15 protein-coding genes are annotated in these 19,980 nt (G+C 70.4%); 6 read left to right on the top strand and 9 right to left on the bottom strand.

Going from position 1 to position 19,980, the window contains the following annotated elements:
- Nucleotides 1-13: 13 nt before the first annotated feature.
- Nucleotides 14-1,288 (top strand): sialidase family protein, encoded by a 1,275-nt coding sequence (locus OG223_RS42470; RefSeq protein ID WP_329260995.1) that lies wholly within the window; start codon nt 14-16, stop codon nt 1,286-1,288.
- Nucleotides 1,289-1,373: 85 nt separating this feature from the next.
- Here the strand turns inward: OG223_RS42470 and OG223_RS42465 are convergent, their stop codons facing one another.
- From OG223_RS42465 to OG223_RS42435, 7 genes are all read right to left on the bottom strand, one after another.
- Complete coding sequence (locus OG223_RS42465) at nt 1,374-2,039, bottom strand: response regulator transcription factor (RefSeq protein ID WP_329260992.1); 666 nt, start codon at nt 2,037-2,039, stop codon at nt 1,374-1,376.
- Nucleotides 2,036-3,370: a sensor histidine kinase gene (locus tag OG223_RS42460; protein WP_329260989.1), complete on the bottom strand. Its 1,335-nt coding sequence runs from the start codon at nt 3,368-3,370 to the stop codon at nt 2,036-2,038. The genes OG223_RS42465 and OG223_RS42460 overlap by 4 nt, the downstream gene beginning before the upstream one ends.
- Before the next feature lie 25 nt (nt 3,371-3,395).
- A complete protein-coding gene (locus tag OG223_RS42455; protein WP_329260987.1) occupies nt 3,396-4,211 on the bottom strand; it encodes an ABC transporter permease in 816 nt (271 codons plus the stop codon).
- Entirely contained in the window at nt 4,211-5,131 is a 921-nt protein-coding gene (locus tag OG223_RS42450; protein ID WP_329260985.1) for an ABC transporter ATP-binding protein, read from the bottom strand. The genes OG223_RS42455 and OG223_RS42450 overlap by 1 nt, the downstream gene beginning before the upstream one ends.
- 182 nt (nt 5,132-5,313) lie before the next feature.
- Nucleotides 5,314-6,306 (bottom strand): TAXI family TRAP transporter solute-binding subunit, encoded by a 993-nt coding sequence (locus OG223_RS42445; protein WP_329260982.1) that lies wholly within the window; start codon nt 6,304-6,306, stop codon nt 5,314-5,316.
- Complete coding sequence (locus OG223_RS42440) at nt 6,303-7,829, bottom strand: sensor histidine kinase (RefSeq protein WP_329260979.1); 1,527 nt, start codon at nt 7,827-7,829, stop codon at nt 6,303-6,305. The genes OG223_RS42445 and OG223_RS42440 overlap by 4 nt, the downstream gene beginning before the upstream one ends.
- 11 nt (nt 7,830-7,840) lie before the next feature.
- Nucleotides 7,841-8,509 carry a response regulator transcription factor gene (locus OG223_RS42435; RefSeq protein ID WP_329260976.1) on the bottom strand — a complete coding sequence of 223 codons (669 nt, stop codon included), beginning with the start codon at nt 8,507-8,509 and terminating at the stop codon, nt 7,841-7,843.
- Nucleotides 8,510-8,685: 176 nt separating this feature from the next.
- Here OG223_RS42435 and OG223_RS42430 point away from each other — a divergent pair, with 176 nt between their 5' ends.
- From OG223_RS42430 to OG223_RS42415, 4 genes are all read left to right on the top strand, one after another.
- Nucleotides 8,686-9,711 (top strand): amidohydrolase family protein, encoded by a 1,026-nt coding sequence (locus OG223_RS42430; protein WP_329260973.1) that lies wholly within the window; start codon nt 8,686-8,688, stop codon nt 9,709-9,711.
- Nucleotides 9,712-9,716: 5 nt separating this feature from the next.
- Nucleotides 9,717-10,637 carry an amidohydrolase family protein gene (locus tag OG223_RS42425; RefSeq protein WP_329260971.1) on the top strand — a complete coding sequence of 307 codons (921 nt, stop codon included), beginning with the start codon at nt 9,717-9,719 and terminating at the stop codon, nt 10,635-10,637.
- Nucleotides 10,638-10,683: 46 nt separating this feature from the next.
- Nucleotides 10,684-12,042, top strand: coding sequence for an MFS transporter (locus OG223_RS42420; RefSeq protein WP_329260968.1), 1,359 nt, complete (start codon nt 10,684-10,686; stop codon nt 12,040-12,042).
- Nucleotides 12,043-12,458: 416 nt separating this feature from the next.
- On the top strand, nt 12,459-16,664 hold the full coding sequence (locus OG223_RS42415; protein ID WP_329265771.1) for a discoidin domain-containing protein: 4,206 nt from the start codon (nt 12,459-12,461) through the stop codon (nt 16,662-16,664).
- Nucleotides 16,665-16,753: 89 nt separating this feature from the next.
- On the opposite strand, the gene OG223_RS42410 is transcribed toward OG223_RS42415, so the two are convergent.
- The gene (locus tag OG223_RS42410) at nt 16,754-18,094 is read right to left on the bottom strand and encodes a beta-1,3-glucanase family protein (protein WP_329260965.1); all 1,341 of its coding nucleotides are present in this window, start codon (nt 18,092-18,094) and stop codon (nt 16,754-16,756) included.
- Between the two features lie 269 nt (nt 18,095-18,363).
- Between OG223_RS42410 and OG223_RS42405 the strand changes: the two genes are divergently transcribed.
- Nucleotides 18,364-19,170 carry a thioesterase family protein gene (locus OG223_RS42405; protein WP_329260961.1) on the top strand — a complete coding sequence of 269 codons (807 nt, stop codon included), beginning with the start codon at nt 18,364-18,366 and terminating at the stop codon, nt 19,168-19,170.
- A gap of 9 nt (nt 19,171-19,179) precedes the next feature.
- Here OG223_RS42405 and OG223_RS42400 read toward each other — a convergent pair whose 3' ends face one another.
- Entirely contained in the window at nt 19,180-19,977 is a 798-nt protein-coding gene (locus OG223_RS42400) for an SDR family NAD(P)-dependent oxidoreductase (protein WP_329260958.1), read from the bottom strand.
- Between the last annotated feature and the right edge of the window lie 3 nt (nt 19,978-19,980).

Here is a 19,980-nt window from a genome sequence, read left to right as displayed (position 1 = left end):
AACACCCGCCGCCGTGGCCTCGCCGATTGGCGCAGGCAACGCGGCCATTCACGAAGTCGACGTCACCGACATGCCGGCCACCAAAGAGGGCCAGCCCACGGTCGCCGTCAACCCGAGGAATCCTAAGAACCTCGTCTTCGTCTCGACGATCTTCCCGCCGTCGCCGGGCCTGGAGCCGGTCGACGGCGGTTGTTTCCTGGCCTACTCCAACGACAGGGGCGACACCTGGACCCAGGTGGCGTGGCCGCTGGGCACGGCCGCGCCCAAGTGCGGTGAGCCGAGCGTGCAGTTCGACGCGAAGGGCACCGTGTACGTGGACAACAACCAGGTCAGCTCCGGCCTGGACGCGAACCTGGTGAACCACAACCAGGTCGCGAAGTCGACCGACGGCGGCAGGACCTGGACCGACCCGGTGTCCACACCGCTGCTCCTGGGCGGCGCCCCGAAGATGCGGGTGGACGCCGCGACCGGCAAGGTCTACGCGGTCGCCGGAGCGGCGTGGGAGTACCCGAGCGCGGTCTCCGTCAGCGCCGACGGCGGGAAGACCTTCAGCAGTGACTCGCGGGTGATCCCCGGGCCGATGCCCTGCATCGAGGTGGCGCCGGACATCCCGCTCGTGTGCGGCTATCCGGGGCGGGAGATCGCCGTGTACGGCGGGATCCTCGTGTCCGCGTCCCAGGAAGCGGGCAAGCCGGTGAACTTCCACGTCAGCCGTAACGACGGCAAGACGTGGACGAACACCACCGTCGAGGACGGCCGGGGAGCCCCCGTCGCGGCGGGCACCGGTTCTCTGGTGCCGACCCCGGGACTGGGTGCCGCCGCCGACCCCGTCCCGTGGGTCGCCGCCGACACCTCACACCGCGGCCGCTTCGCCGTCATGGTGCCCCGGGACTCCCACACCCTGGAGGTCTACGTCACCCCGGACGCCGGCAAGACCTGGAACGGCCCGACGACGATCGCCACCCCGAACGCCCAACGCCCGGCGATCGACTTCGGCGCCAACGGCGACCTGGGTGTCATGTGGCGGACCACCACGGGCGACGCGTTCTCGGTCGTCTCGTTCGACCACGGACGCTCGTTCAGCGACCCCGTGCAGGTCAACCACGTGACCGAGCCGGTCGGGGAGATGGGCCCTCCTGGTGACCGCTGGTCGGGCATCACGCTGACCGACAGGTACGCCTACGTCACCTGGGCCGACGGGCGCAACAACTCCTCCCTCGACTCGATCATCAGCCGGGTACCGCTGAAGCTGTACAAGAAGCACACCGCCTCGACGCCGACCGACTGAGACAAGAAGCCTGACGCACGGCAGTGTGCCGCCGAGTCACCTCGGCGGCACACTGTCATGTCTTCGACACTAAAAGTCGCTGTGCTCACTGCCGGGGAGCGACGAGTCCCGCGTCGTAGGCGAGGATGACCGCCTGGATACGGTCCCGGGCACCGACCTTGGCCAGCACCCGGCCCACGTGCTTCTTCACGGTGGACTCGGTCAGGACCAGACGTTCGGCGATCTCCGCGTTCGTCCAGCCGGTACCGATGGCCACGAGCACCTCGTGCTCGCGTTCGGTGAGCGCCGCCAGCCGCGGGTCCGTGCGCGGCTCGGCATCGGGCGCGAGGACGTCATGGGCGTGGGCGTCGAGCAGACGGCGGGTGAGCCGGGGGGACACGACGGCGTCGCCGGTCGCGACCGCCTGGATCCCGGCGAGGAGTTCCGTCGGGCGGACGTCCTTGAGCAGGAAGCCGCTGGCCCCGGCGCGCAGACCGGCGTAGGCGTACTCGTCGAGGTCGAAGGTGGTCAGGATGAGCACCCGGGTGCGCCCGCCCGCCGCCACGATCCGGCGGGTCGCCTCGATGCCGTCGAGACCCGGCATCCGTACGTCCATCAGGACCACGTCGGGGCTCAGTTCGGCCGCCATACGGACGGCCTGCGCCCCGTTGTCGGCCTCGCCGACGACGCTCACGCCGGGGGAACCGTCGAGCAGCATCCGGAAACCCATGCGGGGCAACGGCTGGTCGTCGGCGATCAGGATGGTGGTCATGGCGTGGGCTCTCCGGAGGTGGCCGAGGCGGACGGATCCAGCAGGACGTCCACGATCCATCCCTGGCCGTCGTCGCGTGGTCCGATGGTTGCGGTGCCGTCGTAGAGCGCGGCCCGCTGGCGGATGCCGACCAGGCCGTGTCCGCTGTCCCCGCGGTGAGCCGTGGACCGTTCCCGCGACAGCGAACCGGTGTCGGTGACCCGCACGCGGAGCCGGCGGTCCTCGACCACGACCGTTACGTCGGCCGTGGCACCCGGGCCGACGTGTTTGAGGGTGTTGGTCAGGGCTTCCTGCACCACGCGGAAGACCGTGAGCTGCACGCCGCGGCCCAACGCGTCGACGGGGCCGACGGTGCGGTAGGCCACCGGCAGACCGGCCGCCCGCACCCGGTCGAGCAGGGTCTCCAGATCCCGGACACCCGGCTGCGGGGACCGCGCGGTGTCCTCCGGCTCCGAAGACTCGCGCAACACCCCCAGCACGCGCCGGAGTTCGTCCATCGCCTGCCGCCCGGTGTCGCCGATGAGATGGAGGGCCTGCTCGGTCCGGGCGGGGTCCCGGGTGGTGAGCACCGCGGCGCCGTCGGCGAGGTTGACCATGACCGACAGGTTGTGGCCGACGATGTCGTGCATCTCGCGCGCGATCCGCGAGCGCTCCGCCGCCGCCGTCAGCCGGACGCGCTGGTCCCGCTCGACCTCCAGCCGCGCCGCCCGGTCCCGCAACGCGGACAGGTAGAGCCGGCTGATCCGGACGGTCAGGCCCAGGGCCACGGACCCGACGCCGGTGCCGACGGACAGGACCAGGAACGCCACCGGACTGGCCGCCGGGATCACGGTGACCACGAGCAGCACCCACCCCGCCACGGTCACCGGCAGCGCCCAGCAGATCGCTCGCGGCGAAGCGTGCAGGGCGAGGTCGAACAGGGCGATCAGCAGCACGGCGGCGGCCGCGGGCCCCAGACCCAGCGACCACATCACCGGGCACACCACGAGGCAGGCACCGAAGACCGCGGCGGGATGACGGCGCCGCCACCACAGTGGGACGACGAGCACGGCCGCGACGGCCAGCACCACACCGACCGGCAGACCGGCACCCACCGGGCGCGACACAGGGTGACCGGGGCTGTGCACGAGCAGGTCCGGCGGCGCGGCGGCGGCCACAAGGACCACCACGGTGGTGTCGAGGAGCCACGGACGCCGCCGATCGGCCGCCCGCAGCCGCCCCAGCACCCGCAACAGCAGCCGCATCACGGGGTGCGCCCAGACGGCGTCCGACCCGGGCGAGGGCGCGGTCGCCCCTGCCCGGGCCGACCGTGCCGTCGTCCTGTCGTTCATCGGCTCCATCCTCGCGGACGCGACCTCAGACGTCACTGCGACGCAGCCGGTAGGCGGCACCGGCCAGCAGCAGTACGGCCCACACCAGCAGCGCCGTCACCCCTGCTCCGGGGCTGACCAGGGAGTCGCTGGACTCGTGCAGGGTCATCACCGACTGGCCGGCGTTGCTGGGCAGATACCGGCTGACCGTGTCCCCCAGCGAGCTGGGCAGCAGCCCGGTCAGGCCGGGCAGGACGAGGACCACACCGGCCAGGATCGCAATTCCTCCGGCGTTGTTGCGCACCAGCAGGCCGACCGTCACGCCGTACACACCCACCAGGCCCAGATACAGTCCCGCGCCCAGCAGACACCGGAAGACCCCGGCGTCCCCCAGGGACAGGGCGATCTTCTCGCCGTGCAGGGCGGCGCTCCCCAGCAGGAAAGACACCAGGGCGCCGACAGTGGACGTGACGAACGCGATCGGACCGTAGACCGCGCACTTCGCCCACAGCACGGGCAGCCGGCCCGGCACCGCGGCGAACGTCGAGCGGACCATCCCTGTGCTGTACTCCCCCGCCGACAGCAGGACACCCAACGCACCGACAGCCAGTGCCGCCAGGTTGGTGCCGGCCAGCGCCAGGGTCAGTGCCGCTCCGGACGCCGCGTCCTTGCCGCCCAGCGGGCCGCTCGGACTGTAGACGGCGGCGGCCACTCCTCCGATGACCACCAGGAACAGCACGGCCACCCCCAGCGTGATCCAACTGGAGCGCAGCGACCAGAACTTGGACCATTCGGAGCGGACCACCCGCCGGCCGGTCACGCGGTACACCGGTGGGGTGGTGGTGAGGGTGCTCACGGTCATCAGGCGGCCCTCCGCACATCGCTGCTGTGGTACTCCACCGCGTCCTGGGTCAGCTTCATGAACGCCTCCTCCAACGACACCGACTCGGTGACCAGTTCGTACAGCGGCACCTGGTGCTCGGCGGCCACTTCCCCGATCCGCCGCGTGTCCAGACCGGAGACGACAAGCCGCTCGGCGCCCGCCGAGGTGACGGAGACGCCGGGGCCGGCCAGCAGCGAGCGCAGCCGCGCGGGCTCACCGGTGGCCACCCGCACCCCCTTGTCCTCCGACTGCTCCACCAGCGCGTCGACGGTCGTCTCGGCCAGCAACCGGCCCCGGCCCACGACCACCAGACGGTCGGCGGTCTGCGCCATCTCGCTCATCAGGTGTGAGGACAGCATCACGGTGCGCCCCTCGGCGGCCAGGCCGCGCAGCAACTCCCGTACCCAGCGCACCCCTTCGGGGTCGAGCCCGTTGACCGGCTCGTCCAGCATCACCACCGCGGGGTCACCGAGGAGCGCGGCGGCGATGCCCAGCCGCTGCCCCATCCCCAGCGAGAACGCCCCGACCCGCTTGTGCGCCACGGCGTGCAGACCGGCGAGGTCGATGACCTCGTCCACCCGTCGACGCGGCACACCATGGGTGTACGCCAGCGCCATGAGGTGGTTGAACGCGGAGCGGCCCGGATGCACGGCCTTCGCTTCCAGCAATACCCCCAACTCCTGCAAGGGGGCGCGGTGTTGGGCGTAGCGCTTGCCGTTGACGAGGGCCGTGCCGCCGGTCGGCGCGTCCAGGCCCACGATCATGCGCATGGTGGTGGACTTGCCCGCCCCGTTGGGCCCCAGGAACCCGGTGACCTGTCCGGGCGGGGCGGTGAAACTCAGGTCGTCCACCGCCGTCCTGTCCCCGTACCGCTTGGTCAGTCCACGAACTTCGATCACGGTGCCGCTCCCCGCCTGTGTCTGGCCCGGCATCCGGCCGGGTCACTGCTTCGAGGCTAGGAGCGGCCACGGCGCGACCCGTGGACCCGGAGGTCACAATGAGCGCTGGTCACTGGTACCGCGGTACACCGGCAAGGTCGTCGTCGACGTTCCGGCCGGACGCCCGGAACGTCGTCCGGGGCTCAGCCGTGCAGCGCGCGGTAGGCCGCGATCGCCCCTGGGTGCAGAGGGACGGCGCCGGTGCCGATGAGGCTGCGGACGTCGAGGAACTGGGTGCCGACGGCGTTGGGGGGAACGAGTTCGGTCGCGCGCTGGACCAGCAGGCGGGTGAGCGCCTCGGCCACGCCGCGGGACAGTTCGGGACGGCACACCAGCAGGTTGGACACCCCGATGGTGGCGACCCCGCCCGCCGACCGGTACGCGCCCTGCGGCAAGGACACCTCTTCCAGGCCCGAGCCCGCCTGGCCGCCCTGGCCGCCGAGCCGGGGCAGCAGGCCGGCCAGCGGCAGGAACCGCAGACCGAACCGGTCGTCCAGCTCGGACAGAACCGGCAGCGGTACGCCGCCCGCCACGAGCAACGCGTCGACCGAGCCCGCCCGCAGGGCGTCGGCCGCATCGGCCAGCGGGAGATGGCGTACGGCGACCTCGGTGCCCGGCGACAGACCCGCGGCGTGCAGGATCTGTTCGCCGAGTACGGCCGCGCCCGATCCGGCCGCGCCGAGCGACACGGTGTGTCCGGCCAGGTCGGCGACCGTACGCACGGGCGAGTCGGCGCGGACCACGAACTGGAGGTAGGTCTCGTACAGCCTGCCGATCGCGCGCAGGGGCACGGGGCGCGGGAAGAGGGCGGTGCGCTGGGCCGCCCGCGCGGTGTCGGTGAGGACGAGCGCGAGATCGGCACGGCGGTCGCGGAGCAGTTCGATGTTGGTGAGGCTGCCCGGGGTGGTGCGGACGCGGCAGCTCAGGCGGGGGTACGCCGCCGTGAGTTCGGCGGCGAAGAGGCGGCCGAACGCCTCGTAGAAGGCCGTGGGTTCTCCGGTCGCGAAGCGCAGGACGCCGCTCGGTCCGGGCCGCTTCCTGGAGACGTCGCCCGTGAGGGCGCCCCCGAGGACGGCCGCGGTCGTCGCGCCGAGGGCGGCGTGGAGAAGCGTGCGGCGGTCGACAGGGCGGGTCATCGGGTACCGCCGCGCGGATCACGGCGGGCCGCGGTCGCCCCGGGATCGGCAGGGGGTCGCCCGCGCGAAGGGCGACGGACCTGGCCGGGGCCGGTCGTCCCGCCGCCGTCGCCGCGGTCGGCCGCGTCGGTCAAGGCGCACGGTACGAGGGTCGCGGCCCGCAGTCCTCGCGGTCGCGCGGGCCCCAGTTCCAGTCGGCCTCCCCGGCCCGCCAGCAACTGTTCGACGATGGCCAGCCCCAGGCCCGTACCGGCCGTCCCGTCCTGTCGTTGTCGGCCGGAGCGCCAGAATCTCGTGGTGGCCTGGGTGATCTCCTCCGAGGTCAGGCCGGGTCCGTCGTCCGTCACCGTGACGGCGACGAGCCGGCCTTCGACGGTGCAGCGCAGGGAGATCTCGGCGTCCGGACCCGCGTACTTGATGGCGTTGTCCAGGAGGATGTCCGTGATCTGGGCGAGCTCGTGGTCCGTGCAGGCGGCCATGACCGGGTTCGCGGCGGTGTGCAGGGTGAGGCGGGTGCCGGCGCGGTGGGCGACCGGCTCCCACAGCCGGTACTGGGCGGTCGCGACCGCCGTGGCGTCGCAGTGTGCGTCGGAGTCGTCGGTCACGGCCAGTTCCCCGGCCCGGTGTTCCGCGGTGGCGAGGGTCAGCATGTCGTCGAGCAGGGTCTCCAGACGGTCGAGTTCGGTGGTCACGCCCGTGTACGTGCGGTCGGCGGACGCGGGCAGGTGGCGGTGCAGGGCGTCGACGCGCAACCGGAGCGCGGCCATGGGGTTGCGCATCTGGTGGGAGGTGTCGGCGACGAGTCGGCGCTGCTGTTCCAGGGCCGCCGTGACCGTACGCGCCATGCGGTTGAAGCCGGTCGCGAGCTGGCGCAGTTCCGGTGGGCCGCCGGCCCTGGTCTGTTCGGGCGGGAGCCCCGCGGCGAGTTGTCCGACCGCGCGGTCCAGGCGGCGCAGCGGGCTGACCACCCACCGGGTCGCGGCCCGGGCGAGGACCGTGCAGGCGACGGCGACCAGAGCAGTCCCCGCGATGACGGCGGCCCAGCGCCGGGTGATGTCCTCCGCCGCGGTCCCGACCGAGGCCCGGAGCACGACGGCGCCGGAGACCCGGGTCCCGGTGCCCGCCGGCTCGGCGAACATCCGGGACCCCTTCGACCAGGGACGCAGCGCGCCGGTGGGATGCGCGGTCTGGTTGCGCAGCGCCGCGTCCAGGAGCCGGCCGACGGCGGGGTCGGCGGCCCGCATACCGCCGGTCTGGACGACCGGTCTGCGGCGGGTGTCGGTGACGACGAGCGGTTCGCCGTACAACTGGGTGTAGCGGCGGGCCTCGGCGGTGACGGCCGAGGTGTCGCCGGTCTGCGCGGCCTGGTCCATGAGGGACGCGAAGCGGTCGAGGTCCGCGCTGCGGGCGAGGACCAGTTGCTGGGTGCGGTCGGACGCGGTGAACAGCAGCAGCGGTACGGCGAACGCGGCCACCGCGATCACGACGAACAGCAGCAGCGCGGCCTGGACCCGGGTGCGCACGCGTCGGCTCCTCAGTTCCCGGGGTCCCCGAAGCGGTAGCCGAAGCCCCGGATCGTGGTGAGCAGCTCGGGGCGGGCGAGCTTGGCACGCACCTGCGTGAGGTGGACGTCGAGCGACCGGGACACGGCGTGGTAGGCGTCGCCCCACACCTCGTCCAGGAGCTGTTCACGGCTGACCGCGGTGCCCGCCCGGCCGGCCAGCACGGCGAGGATGTCGAACTCCTTGGTGGTCAGCTCGACCTCGGCCCCGCCGACCCGGACCCGGCGCGCGTCGAGATCCACCTCGACGTCACCGGCCCGGACCGTCCGCGCCGTCGGACCGTCCTTCGCCGCGGTCCGCCGGGTGACGGCGTCGATCCGCGCGAGCAGCTCGGCGAGGCGTACCGGCTTGACGAGATAGTCGTCGGCCCCGAGCCGCAGTCCGCGTACGACCGAACGTTCGTCGCCGCGGGCGGTGAGCACCACGACCGACATGTCACTGACCGCGCGCAGGGCGCGCAGCACGTCCAGGCCGTCGGTGTCGGGCAGGCCCAGGTCGAGAAGGAGCAGGTCGGAGCTGCGGTGGTAGGTCAGGACGTCCCGGCCGTAGCGGACGCGTCGGGTGACGTGGCCGTGGTCGTAGAGGACCTCCACGAGCGCCGCGGCGACCCCGTCGTCGTCCTCGGCCAGCAGTATCTGCACTCCGCACACCTCCTTCGGGCCGCTCCGTCGACGGTCTGCAGCCGAATGTAGACCACACCGACCGGGTGCTCGCCGGAGTGTTAAGGGGAGGTTAGTTCTGCGTTGCGCCCTCTCGTCCGCCGGTGCGGGGCGGGGCCAGGCTGCACGGCACCCAGCAGCCCGAGAAGGACGCCGTAATGATCATCGACTGTCACGGTCACTACACGACCGCCCCACCGGCCCTGGAGGCGTGGCGCACGCGGCAGATCGCCTCCCTCACCGATCCGTCGGCCGCCCCCGCACACGCGGACCTGCGCGTCGGCGACGACGAGCTGCGCGAGAGCATCGAGCCGAACCAGTTGCGGCTGATGGACGAGCGCGGCATCGACATGACGGTCTTCTCGCCCCGCGCGTCGTTCATGGCGCACCACGTCGGAGCCTTCGAGACCTCCGCCGCCTGGGCGGCCATCTGCAACGAACTCTGCTTCCGGGTGAGCCAGTTGTACCCGGAGCGCTTCGTACCCGCCGCGATGCTCCCGCAGTCGCCCGGCGTCGATCCGGCCACCTGCGTCCCGGAACTCACGCGCTGCGTCGAGGAGTTCGGCGCCGTCGCGGTCAACCTCAACCCGGACCCCTCGGGCGGCCACTGGACCGCGCCACCGCTCACCGACCGCTCGTGGTACCCGCTCTACGAGAAGATGGCGGAGTACGACGTCCCGGCGATGATCCACGTCAGCACGAGCGTCAACCCCGCCTTCCACACCACCGGCGCGCACTATCTCAACGCCGACACCACCGCGTTCATGCAGGTGGTCCAGGGCGACCTGTTCGCCGACTTTCCCACCCTGCGGTTCGTCATCCCGCACGGCGGCGGGGCGGTCCCCTACCACTGGGGCCGCTTCAGGGGCCTCGCGATGGCGCTCGGGAAGCCCCCGCTGGAGGAACACGTCCTGGGCAACGTCTACTTCGACACCTGCGTGTACCACCAGCCCGGCTCCGACCTCCTCTACAACGTCATACCGGCCCGCAACATCCTCTTCGCCTCGGAGATGATCGGCGCCGTCCGCGACATCGACCCCTGCACCGGCCACCACTTCGACGACACCCGCCGCTACGCGGAGGCCGCCAAGCTGCCCGCGGACGACCTGGCGGCGGTCCAGGAGCACAACGCCCGCGCCGTGTACCCCCGCCTCGACGCGCTGCTGAAGCGCCAGGGCCGGTGAAGCACATGAGTATCCTCTCCCCCAAGTCCCCCAACTGGCTGGACTGGTACGAGAATCCGTCCGAACCGGCCTTCCGGCTGCCGCCGGGAACGGTCGACACCCACTGCCATGTCTTCGGTCCGCAGGCCGAGTTCCCCTTCGCACCGGAACGCAAGTACACGCCCTGCGACGGCGGCAAGGACGAACTGTTCGCGCTCCGCGACCACTTGGGCGTCGGCCGCAACGTCATCGTGCAGGCCACCTGCCACGGCGCGGACAACAGCGCCATGGTCGACGCCGTCCGGGCCGCGGGCGGCCGGGCACGCGGCATCGCGACCGTCCGGCCGGACATCGACGAGAGGGAACTGCTCGCACTCGACGCGGCGGGCGTGCGCGGGGTCCGGTTCAACTTCGTACGGCGTCTGGTGGACGCCTCGCCCGAGGACGACCTCCAGACGATCGCCAAGAAGGTCGCCCCTCTGGGCTGGCACGTCGTCCTCTACTTCGAGAGCGCCGACCTGCCCGAACTGGAGGGATTCTTCGGTTCGTTGCCCGTGCCGCTGGTGGTGGACCACATGGGCCGCCCGGACGTGACCCAGCCGGTGGGCGGGCCGCAGTTCACCCGGTTCCTGCGCTTCGTCGAGGACAACGACGTCCGGGTGAAGGTGACCTGCCCCGAGCGCCTCAGCGTCACCGGACCGGCCGCCCTCAACGGCGAACGCCACGCATACACCGACGTCGTCCCCTTCGCCCGCCGCGTCGTGGAGGAGTTCCCCGACCAGGTGCTGTGGGGCACCGACTGGCCCCATCCCAACCTCACCGACCACATGCCGGACGACGGCCTCCTCGTCGACCACCTCCCACAGGTGGCGGTAACCGACGACCGGCGCCACAAGCTCCTCGTCGCCAACCCGATGCGCCTGTACTGGCCCGGCGAGGACTACTGACTCCCCAACTCCCTTCCCTCCTCCCCGACTTCGACAAGGGCCGCTCATGCAACACGCCAACGCGCTGAACCGGCTGGACCGGCTTCCGGTCTCCCGGTTCCACAAAGTCACCCTGCTCGCCGTCGCCTTCGCCTACTTCTTCGAGTTCGCCGACATCAACAGCTTCGCCACCACCGCTCCGAAACTGATCAAGCTGTGGGGCGTGACGGTCGACCAGATCGCCTACGTCACCTCGCTGTCGTTCGTCGGCATGTTCATCGGGGCGATCGTCGCCGGCTCCCTCGCCGACCGATGGGGCCGCAAACGGACCCTGCTGTGGACGACGCTCTTCTTCGGCCTCTCGTCCTTCGCCGCGGTGTTCTCCTGGGACCTCGTGTCCCTGGGCGTCTTCCGCGTCCTGACCTCGGCCGGCCTGTCGGCGATGACCGTCGTGGGAGTCGTCTACGTCAACGAGATGTACCCGTCGGCGACCCGCGGCAAGTACCAGGCGTACGCCATCGCCATCGGCATCTGCGGCACACCCGTCACCAACCTCATCGCCAGCGCGGTCGTACCGCTCAACGACTGGTCGTGGCGGCTGGTCTACCTCTGGGGCTCCCTGGGCATCCTGCTCGTCCTGTTCACCCGGCACCTCAAGGAGTCACCGCGCTGGCTCGAGAGCAGGGGGGACCACGCCACGGCGGACGCGGTCCTGCGGGAGATCGAGGCACGTGTCGCCGCGGAGAAGGGGCCCCTTCCCGAGCCCGCTCCCCCGATCGACGAAAAGCCGTCGCCCAAGGCACCGCTGCGACTGCTCCTCCAGCGGAAGTACCTGCTCCCGACGCTCCTGCTCACCGTGCTGTGGATGACGCAGACCATCGGCTTCTTCGGCTACTCGAGCTGGGCACCCACCCTGCTGGCCAAGGAGGGGTTCAGCGTCGAGAAGTCCGTCTTCTACGTGGCCCTGACCACCGTCGGCGCACCACTCGGCTGCTATCTGGCCTCCCTGGTCACCGACCGGTTCGAGCGCAAATGGTGCCTGGTCGCGTTCGGCACGGTGATCGCCGTCTGCGGCCTGCTGTACGGCCTCACCTTCGACCCGGTCCTCATCGTCGTGTTCGGCTTCCTGGTGAACCTCTTCGAACGCGGCTACACCGCCCTCGCCTACGCCTACTCCCCCGAGCTCTTCGACACCCGCAGCCGCTCGCTGGGCACGAGCGTCTCCTACGGCCTCGGCCGCCTGTCCAACGCCGCCGGCCCCCTGATCGTCGCGGCGCTCTACAACGGCCACGGCTACCAGAGCGTCTTCTCCTTCATCGCCGGCACCTGGCTGCTCGGCGCGATCGCCCTGGCCGCCTTCGGCACCCGGACCCGCTCGGCGCGCCTCGCGGAGGCGGAGCGGCAACGGGTGGGCGTCCTCGCCTGACCATGAATCCGCCGGGAAGCACCCACGACATACGGATCACGCAAGAATTTGCGTGACTTGCGTTCACTTTCATTCCCTGGTCGCAAGTGAACGCAAGCCCGCCTAGCCGCTACCAGCAGGCGGTGAGCGCTTCTGGTGAATATTGCGCTGTTCCAGAGGTAGACCCACTCACACCCCTCTGCAATATTTCGATGAAACAACGCAAAATTCTGGCTCCCAGAGGCATCACGCTCCGCTCCACCCCGCACCTTTCTGCTCCTGCACCACTCCCCAGGAACGAGCCGCCCTCGCCGCCCCACCGGCGCGCGAGCCTCCGCAGGAAGTGATCCCGTATGACGCGACCGACCAGACCGACTCGACACAAGCAGAGAGCTCCAAGGCGGCGCGCGGCGATCGCCGCGCTCGCCTCCGCCGTCATGGTGCTGGGCCTGCCCGCCGTCGGCGCTCACGCGGCCGGTGGTCCCAACACCGCCGCGGACAAGGCGACTTCGGCCGGCAGCACCCGCGGCAGCCACAAGGCGGCCAACGTCACCGACGGCGACACCGACACCTACTGGCAGGCCGGGAAGAAGTCGGCCCAGTGGGTGCAGACCGACCTCGGCAAGAGCGAGCGTGTCCGGCAGGTCGTGCTGCGGCTGCCCGAAGGCTGGGCGACCCGCAAGCAGACGCTGGCGCTCCAGGGCAGCGCCGACGGCAAGAGCTTCGCCACGCTCAAGACGTCGGCGCAGTACGTCTTCGGCCCCGGCGACGACAACACCGTGAAGATCTCGGTGCCTTCGACCCTCGCCCGGTACGTGCGGGCCGACTTCAGCGCCAACTCGGTCGCCGGCACCGCCCAGTTGGGAGAGATGCAGGTTCTCACGGCCGCGGCCTCGGCCCCCAACCTCGCCCAGGGCAAGCCCTTCAGCGAGAGCGGGCACGCCGATGTGTACGGCGCGGCCAACGCCGGTGACGGCAACCGCAACACGTACTGGGAGAGCACGAACAACGCCTTCCCGCAGTGGCTCCAGGTCGACCTCGGCTCGTCGGTCAAGATCAACCAGGTGACCCTGCGGCTGCCGAGCGGCTGGCCGAGCCGCAGCCAGACCTTCAAGGTCCAGGGCTCGACCGACAACGCGAACTTCACCGACCTGACGGCATCGAAGGCGTACACCTTCGACAGCACGAACGACCAGTCGGCGACGATCGGTTTCGACACGACGACGACCCGGTACGTGCGGGCGCTGTTCACCGCCAACACCGGCTGGCCCGCCGGGCAGGCGTCCGAGCTGGAGGTCTACGGACCGGCGACCGGCGACACCCAGGCGCCCACCGCGCCGGGCAATCTGAGCTACATCGAGCCGGCCACCGGGCAGATCGAGCTCAACTGGACCGCGGCCACCGACGACACCGCCGTGACGGGCTACGACGTCTACGCCAACGGACAGTTGAGGTCGAGCGTCGCCGGGAACGTCCTGACGTACACGGACACCCAGCCGGCCGGCAGCGACATCACGTACTTCGTGCGGGCCAAGGACGCGGCGGGCAACGTGTCCGCCAACAGCAACAGCGTCACCCGCAAGGGGTCTTCAGGCGACACCCAGGCCCCCACCGCGCCCGGCAACCTCGCCTACACGCAGTCGGGCAACGACGTGAAGCTCGCCTGGCAGGCGTCGAACGACAACGTCCAGGTGACCGGCTACGACGTCTACGCCAACGACCAGGTGGTCAAGTCCCTTGCCGGTGACGTCACTTCGTACACCGACACCCCGTCGGCGACGGCCACGGTCACCTACTACGTGAAGGCGAAGGACGCCGCCGGGAACGTGTCGGTGGCGAGCAACAGCGTCACCCGGGCCGGCAACGGCGCCGGTTCCGACCTCGCGCAGGGCAAGCCCATCGAGGCCTCCTCGTACACCTTCACCTATGTCGCCGCGAACGCCAACGACGGCCAGATCGCGACCTATTGGGAGAGCGGGGGCGGCGCCTACCCGGCGACCCTCACCACCAAGCTGGGTGCCAACGCCGACCTCAGCCAGGTCGTCGTCAAGCTCAACCCCGATGCCGCGTGGTCGACGCGGACGCAGAACATCCAGGTGCTCGGCCGCGACCAGGACGCGACCGCGTTCACCAGTCTCGTCGCCGCGAAGGACTACGTCTTCAACCCGGCCAGTGGCAACACGGTGACCATCCCGGTCTCCGGCGCCGCCGCCGACATCCAGCTCAAGTTCGCCTCCAACACCGGTGCCCCGGGCGGGCAGGTGGCCGAGTTCCAGGTGATCGGCACCCCGGCCGCCAACCCGGACCTCAAGGTCACCGGGATCACCAACTCCCCCGCCGCGCCGGTCGAGTCGGACGCCATCAGCCTGACGGCGACGGTCACCAACAGCGGCAGCAAGGCCTCCAAGGCCACCGACCTGAACTTCACGCTCGGCGGTACGAAGGCCGCCACGGCGGACGTCCCGGTCCTCGCGGCCGGCGCGTCGACGACGGTCACCGCGAGCATCGGCACCCGGGACGCGGGCAGTTACCCGCTCGGCGCCGAGGTGGACCCGTCCAACAAGGTCATCGAGCAGAACGAGGGCAACAACGTCTTCACCGCCCCCGCCCCCCTCGTCGTCAAGCCGGTCTCCAGCTCCGACCTGGTCGCCGCGCCGGTCGCCTGGACCCCGTCCAGCGCCTCGGCGGGCGACAACGTCACGTTCACCGTGGCGATCAAGAACCAGGGTTCGGTCGACTCGGCCTCCGGCGCCCACGGCGTCACGCTGACGGTCCTGGACGCGAACGGCGCCACCGTCAAGACGCTCACCGGTTCCTACAGCGGCACCATCGCCGCCGGCCAGACGACCGCACCGGTCTCCCTCGGCTCGTGGACGGCCGTCAACGGCAAGTTCTCCGTCAAGACGGTCATCGCCGACGACGCCAACGAACTCCCGGTCAAGCGGACCAACAACACCACCACGCAACCCCTGTTCGTCGGCCGCGGCGCCGACATGCCGTACGACATGTACGAGGCGGAGGACGGCACCGTCGGCGGCGGCGCCGCGGTCGTCGGCCCCAACCGCACGATCGGCGACATCGCCGGCGAGGCCAGCGGCCGCAAGGCCGTCACCCTCAACTCCACCGGCCAGTACGTCGAGTGGACCACCCGCGCGGCCACCAACACCCTGGTGACCCGCTTCGAGATCCCGGACGGCACGACCACGACACTCGACGTCTACGTCGACGGCCAGTTCCTCAAGGCGATCGACCTGACCTCCAAGTACGCCTGGCTGTACGGCAACGAGACCGCACCCGGCAACACGCCGGGCTCCGGTGCCCCGCGCCACATCTACGACGAGGCGAACCTCCTGCTGGGCAGGACGGTTCCGGCCGGTTCCAAGATCCGCCTCCAGAAGGACGCGGCCAACACCTCCACCTACGCCGTCGACTTCATCAACCTCGAACAGGCGACGGCCGTCCCGAACCCGGACCCGGCCGCCTACGCGGTCCCGGCCGGCTTCTCCCAGCAGGACGTGCAGAACGCCCTCGACACCGTCCGGATGGACACCACGGGCAAGCTCGTCGGCGTCTACCTGCCGGCCGGTGACTACGAGACCTCCAGCAAGCTCCAGGTCTACGGCAAGGCGGTCAAGGTCGTCGGAGCCGGGTCGTGGTTCACCCGCTTCCACGCCCCCGCCTCGCAGGAGAACACCGACATCGGCTTCCGGGCCGAGGCGACCGCGAACGGCTCGTCGTTCACCGGCTTCGCCTACTTCGGGAACTACACCTCCCGAATCGACGGTCCCGGCAAGGTATTCGACTTCTCCAACGTCTCCAACATCACCATCGACGACATCTGGGTCGAGCACATGGTGTGCCTGTACTGGGGCGCCAACACCGACAACATGACCATCAAGAACTCCCGCATCCGTGACACGTTCGCCGACGGCATCAACATGACGAACGGCTCCACGGACAACCACGTCGTCAACAACGACGCCCGCGCCACGGGCGACGACAGCTTCGCCCTCTTCTCGGCGATCGACGCGGGCGGCGCCGACGAGAAGAACAACCTCTACGAGAACCTGACCTCGACGCTCACCTGGCGTGCGGCCGGTATCGCCGTCTACGGCGGCTACAACAACACCTTCCGCAACATCAGGGTCGCCGACACCCTGGTCTACTCCGGCATCACGATCTCCTCGCTGGACTTCGGCTACCCGATGAACGGCTTCGGGACCGATCCGACGACGATCGAGAACGTCTCCCTGGACAGAACGGGCGGCCACTTCTGGGGCTCACAGGTCTTCCCGGCCATCTGGGCGTTCTCGGCCTCGAAGGTCTTCCAGGGGATCCGGGTCAACGACGTCGACATCGACAACTCCACCTACGGCGGAGTGATGTTCCAGACCAACTACGTGGGCGGGCAACCGCAGTTCCCGGTGAAGGACACGATCTTCACCGACATCTCCATCACCAACTCCAAGAAGAGCGGAGACGCGTTCGACGCCAAGTCCGGGTGGGGCATCTGGGCCAACGAACTGCCCGAGCCCGGCCAGGGACCGGCCGTCGGTTCGGCCACCTTCGTCAACCTGCGGATGAGCGGCAACGCCCAGGACATCCGCAACACCACGTCCACCTTCACGATCAACGTCCGGTAACCCCGACCATCACCCCATGAAGCGGGGCCGCCCTTCCTGACGAGGGCGGCCCCGTTTCGCGATGTGCCGTGTTCCGCGATGTGCCGTGCCTACCAGCCGACGGCGACCAGCAGCCACTGCGGATTGGCGTGCGAGATGAAGGAGGACTGGCCCGCGACGTCGTCGTAAGGGAAGCCGTAGGCCAACTGGTTGATGGCGTTGTCGTGCCAGAACTTGGCGTAGTAGTTCGCGGGCGCCGCCTTGTAGAACTGCGCCGGGTCGGACTGCTGCGACGCCGGCAGGGTCGCCACATGGCGGTTGAGGGCGGCGCACATGTTGGGGTCGGCCGCCAGCGAGGCGGCGCAGCCGAAGATGTCGGAGGTGGCCGCGTTCACGCCGACCGACTGGGCGTACGACGTGAAGTAGTTGGCGTTGGCGCCCCCCGCCCGGAAGCTCGCGTCGCTGCCGGGCGCGATGATCCGGTACGGCGCCTGCGTCTGGGCCAGCACCTTGAACTGGGCCGGCACCGCGTCCGTGAACCGCTGGAAGGTGGTCGCGCGGTCCTCGGCGAAGGTCGCCCGGTTCTCGCCGACCTCCGTGTCGTAACCGTCCTTGCTGTGCAGGCGCATGGCCAGCTTGAGGCCGAAGGCGTCGACCCGGGTGGTGTTGCCGTTGAAGACGTTGCTGCCGACCGTGAACTCGATGAAGTCGTAGTACGAGCTGGTGGGCGAGCCCAGGTAGAAGTACATCCGGCCCGCGGAGTTGGCGGGCATGTCGAGGTAGGGCTGTTCGGCGATGGAGTGCGTCTGCCCGTTGAAGCTCCAATACACCTGGCTGTCCGGGTACTTGCCGTTGGTGCGGTTGAGGATCTTCACCTCTACGGCGTTGTTGGCCGCCGGTATGTCGCTGGTGCTGCCCCAGAAATCGTCGGGCGGGGTGGTGCTTCCGGGGCCGTAGACCTGGAACTCCCAGAGGGAGTAGCCCCATTGGGTGGCCCGGGCGGTGCCGTACACGCGGACGTAGCGCCCGTTGCCCGTAACGGCGATGTTCTGGGTGCCGCCCGTCGAGGTGGTGGTGGAGTAGACGGTGGTCCAGGTGTTGGCGTCGGCCGAGGTCTGGATCTGGTAGCCGGTGGCGTACGCGGCCTCCCAGGTGAGCGAGACGCGGGTGAGCTGCTGGACGGAGCCGAGGTCCACCGACAGCCACTGCGGATCGGCGAAGGCGGAGGACCAGCGCGTCCCGGTGTTCCCGTCGACGGCCGCGCTCGCCGGGAAGGACGCGTTCTCCGTCGAGGACGCGGTGACGGGCCGCCCCTGGGACAGCAGTTGGTCGGCGGCGCGCGCGGGCGAGGGCGACAGGGCGGCGAAGAAGGCGACGATCAGGACGACGACCAGACCGAGAGCCGTACGGGAGCGTACGGCCACGGTCGGAGGTCTGGCGGATATCTGCATGGGGGGTCTCCTCAGTGGGGTTGGGAGCGCTCTCCCCGGGTTGTAGTCCCGCCCCCGCCCGCCGTCAACAACTGAAGCCGAATGAACGGCAGTTCGCCGATGCGGGCGCCTGCGGGGAGGCTTCCGTTCAGGATCCGACCGCAGGCCTCACCCGGACCGGCCGCATTCATCCATCACTTGACGCGTCCGGTACGGACCTTTCCGCAGGTGGCAGAGTGGTCACCGGAACATCGCACGCACGGCCGGAACAGCCTTGGGAGAGAAGTCCGTTGAACACCGGAACCCCGGTCCCCGCCGGCTACTACGAGCGCATCGACGAGCACCGCTACAAGCCCACCGCCCACGCGGGCGGCGCCTGGGACCCCGCCGAGCTGCACTTCAGCCCGCTCGGCGGGCTCGTCGTGCATGCCATGGAGCGCGAGCGGGCCACCCGGCCGGAGAGCGGTCTCGTGCTGTCGCGGATCAGTTACGACATCCTCGGCAGGCTCGCCCTCGACGAGTGCGAGATCCGGGTGGAGACCGTCCGCCCCGGCCGCACGATCGAGCTGGTCGAGGCCGTGGTGCTGGTCGCCGACCGGCCGGTGGTGCGGGCCCGGGCCTGGTTCCTCGCCACGGTCGACACCTCCGGCGTCGCGGGCGGACCCGACCAACGGCTCACCCCTCCCGAGCAGTTGGCCCCCTGGGCGATGAGCGCGCTCTGGCCCGGCGGCTACATCGCCTCCGTGGACGTACGACCGCTCGCGCCGCCACGGCCGGGCCGTACGACCGCCTGGATCTCCACCCGGCACGCCCTCGTCGCCGGTGAGCCCGCCAGTCCGCTCGCGTCCTACCTCGCGCTGGTCGACACCGCGAACGGCATCGCCGTACGACAGCCGCCGACCGCCTGGATCTACCCGAACGTCGACCTGACGGTCCATCTGCACCGCCAACCCGAGGGCGACTGGACGGGGTTGGACACGACGGTCACCTTCGGACCCACCGGGCAGGGCTTGACGAGCACCGTGCTGCACGACGTCGACGGCCCGGTGGGACACGCGCTCCAGATGCTCACCGTGCGGCCCGTCCCGGACCAGTGAGCGCGGGCGCTACCGCGCGGTCCAGCCGCCGTCCACCGTGAGGGTCGTGCCGGTGACGAAGCGGGAGGCGTCGGAGGCGAGGAAGACGGCGGCGCCGCCGAGTTCCGCCACGTCGCCGACGCGGCCCAACGGCGTGCTGTCGACGATGCGTTCACCCCAGCGGCTGGCCAGCAGGCCGGAGCTGAGGTCGGTGTGGAAGTAGCCGGGCGCGAGGGCGTTGACCCGCACCCCGCGATCGGCCCACTCCACGGCGAGGGACTTGGTGAGGGCCTCGACCCCGCCCTTGCTGGCCGCGTAGGCGGCGATCCGCTCGAAGCCGGTGCGGGCGTGCACCGAGGAGACGTTGACGATCGAGCCCGAGCGCTGCTCCAGCATCACCTTGCCGGCCTCGCGGCAGCAGTAGAAGGTGCCTTGGAGATTGACGTCGAGGACCTGCTGCCAGTCCTCGTCGGTGACCCGCTCGCTGCGGGTGAAGTGCGGGCTCGTACCGGCGCAGTTGACGACCGCGTCGAGACGGCCGGTGCCGTCGGTGATGCGCTCGACGATGGTCCGTACGGCGGCGGAGTCGGCGACCGAGCCGGGCAGGACCAGCACCTTGCCGCCGTGGGCCGCGAGTTCGGCCTCCAGGCTCTCAAGGTCCGCCGCGGTACGGGCCGTTGCGGCCACGGTGGCACCCGCCTGGGACAGCGCGACGGCGATCGCCCGCCCGAGTCCCTTCCCCGCACCCGTCACCCACACCGTCCGCCCGTCGAGCCGGAGTTGGGCATTCACGTCATTCACATCATTCACGTCGTTCGATGCCGCCATGAC

Origin of the sequence: Streptomyces sp. NBC_01478, from assembly GCF_036227225.1 — a bacterium.
In the GTDB taxonomy this organism is placed as follows: domain Bacteria; phylum Actinomycetota; class Actinomycetes; order Streptomycetales; family Streptomycetaceae; genus Streptomyces.
The sequence above is the reverse complement of the archived record's forward strand: the minus strand, read 5'-3'. Positions and strand labels throughout refer to the sequence as shown.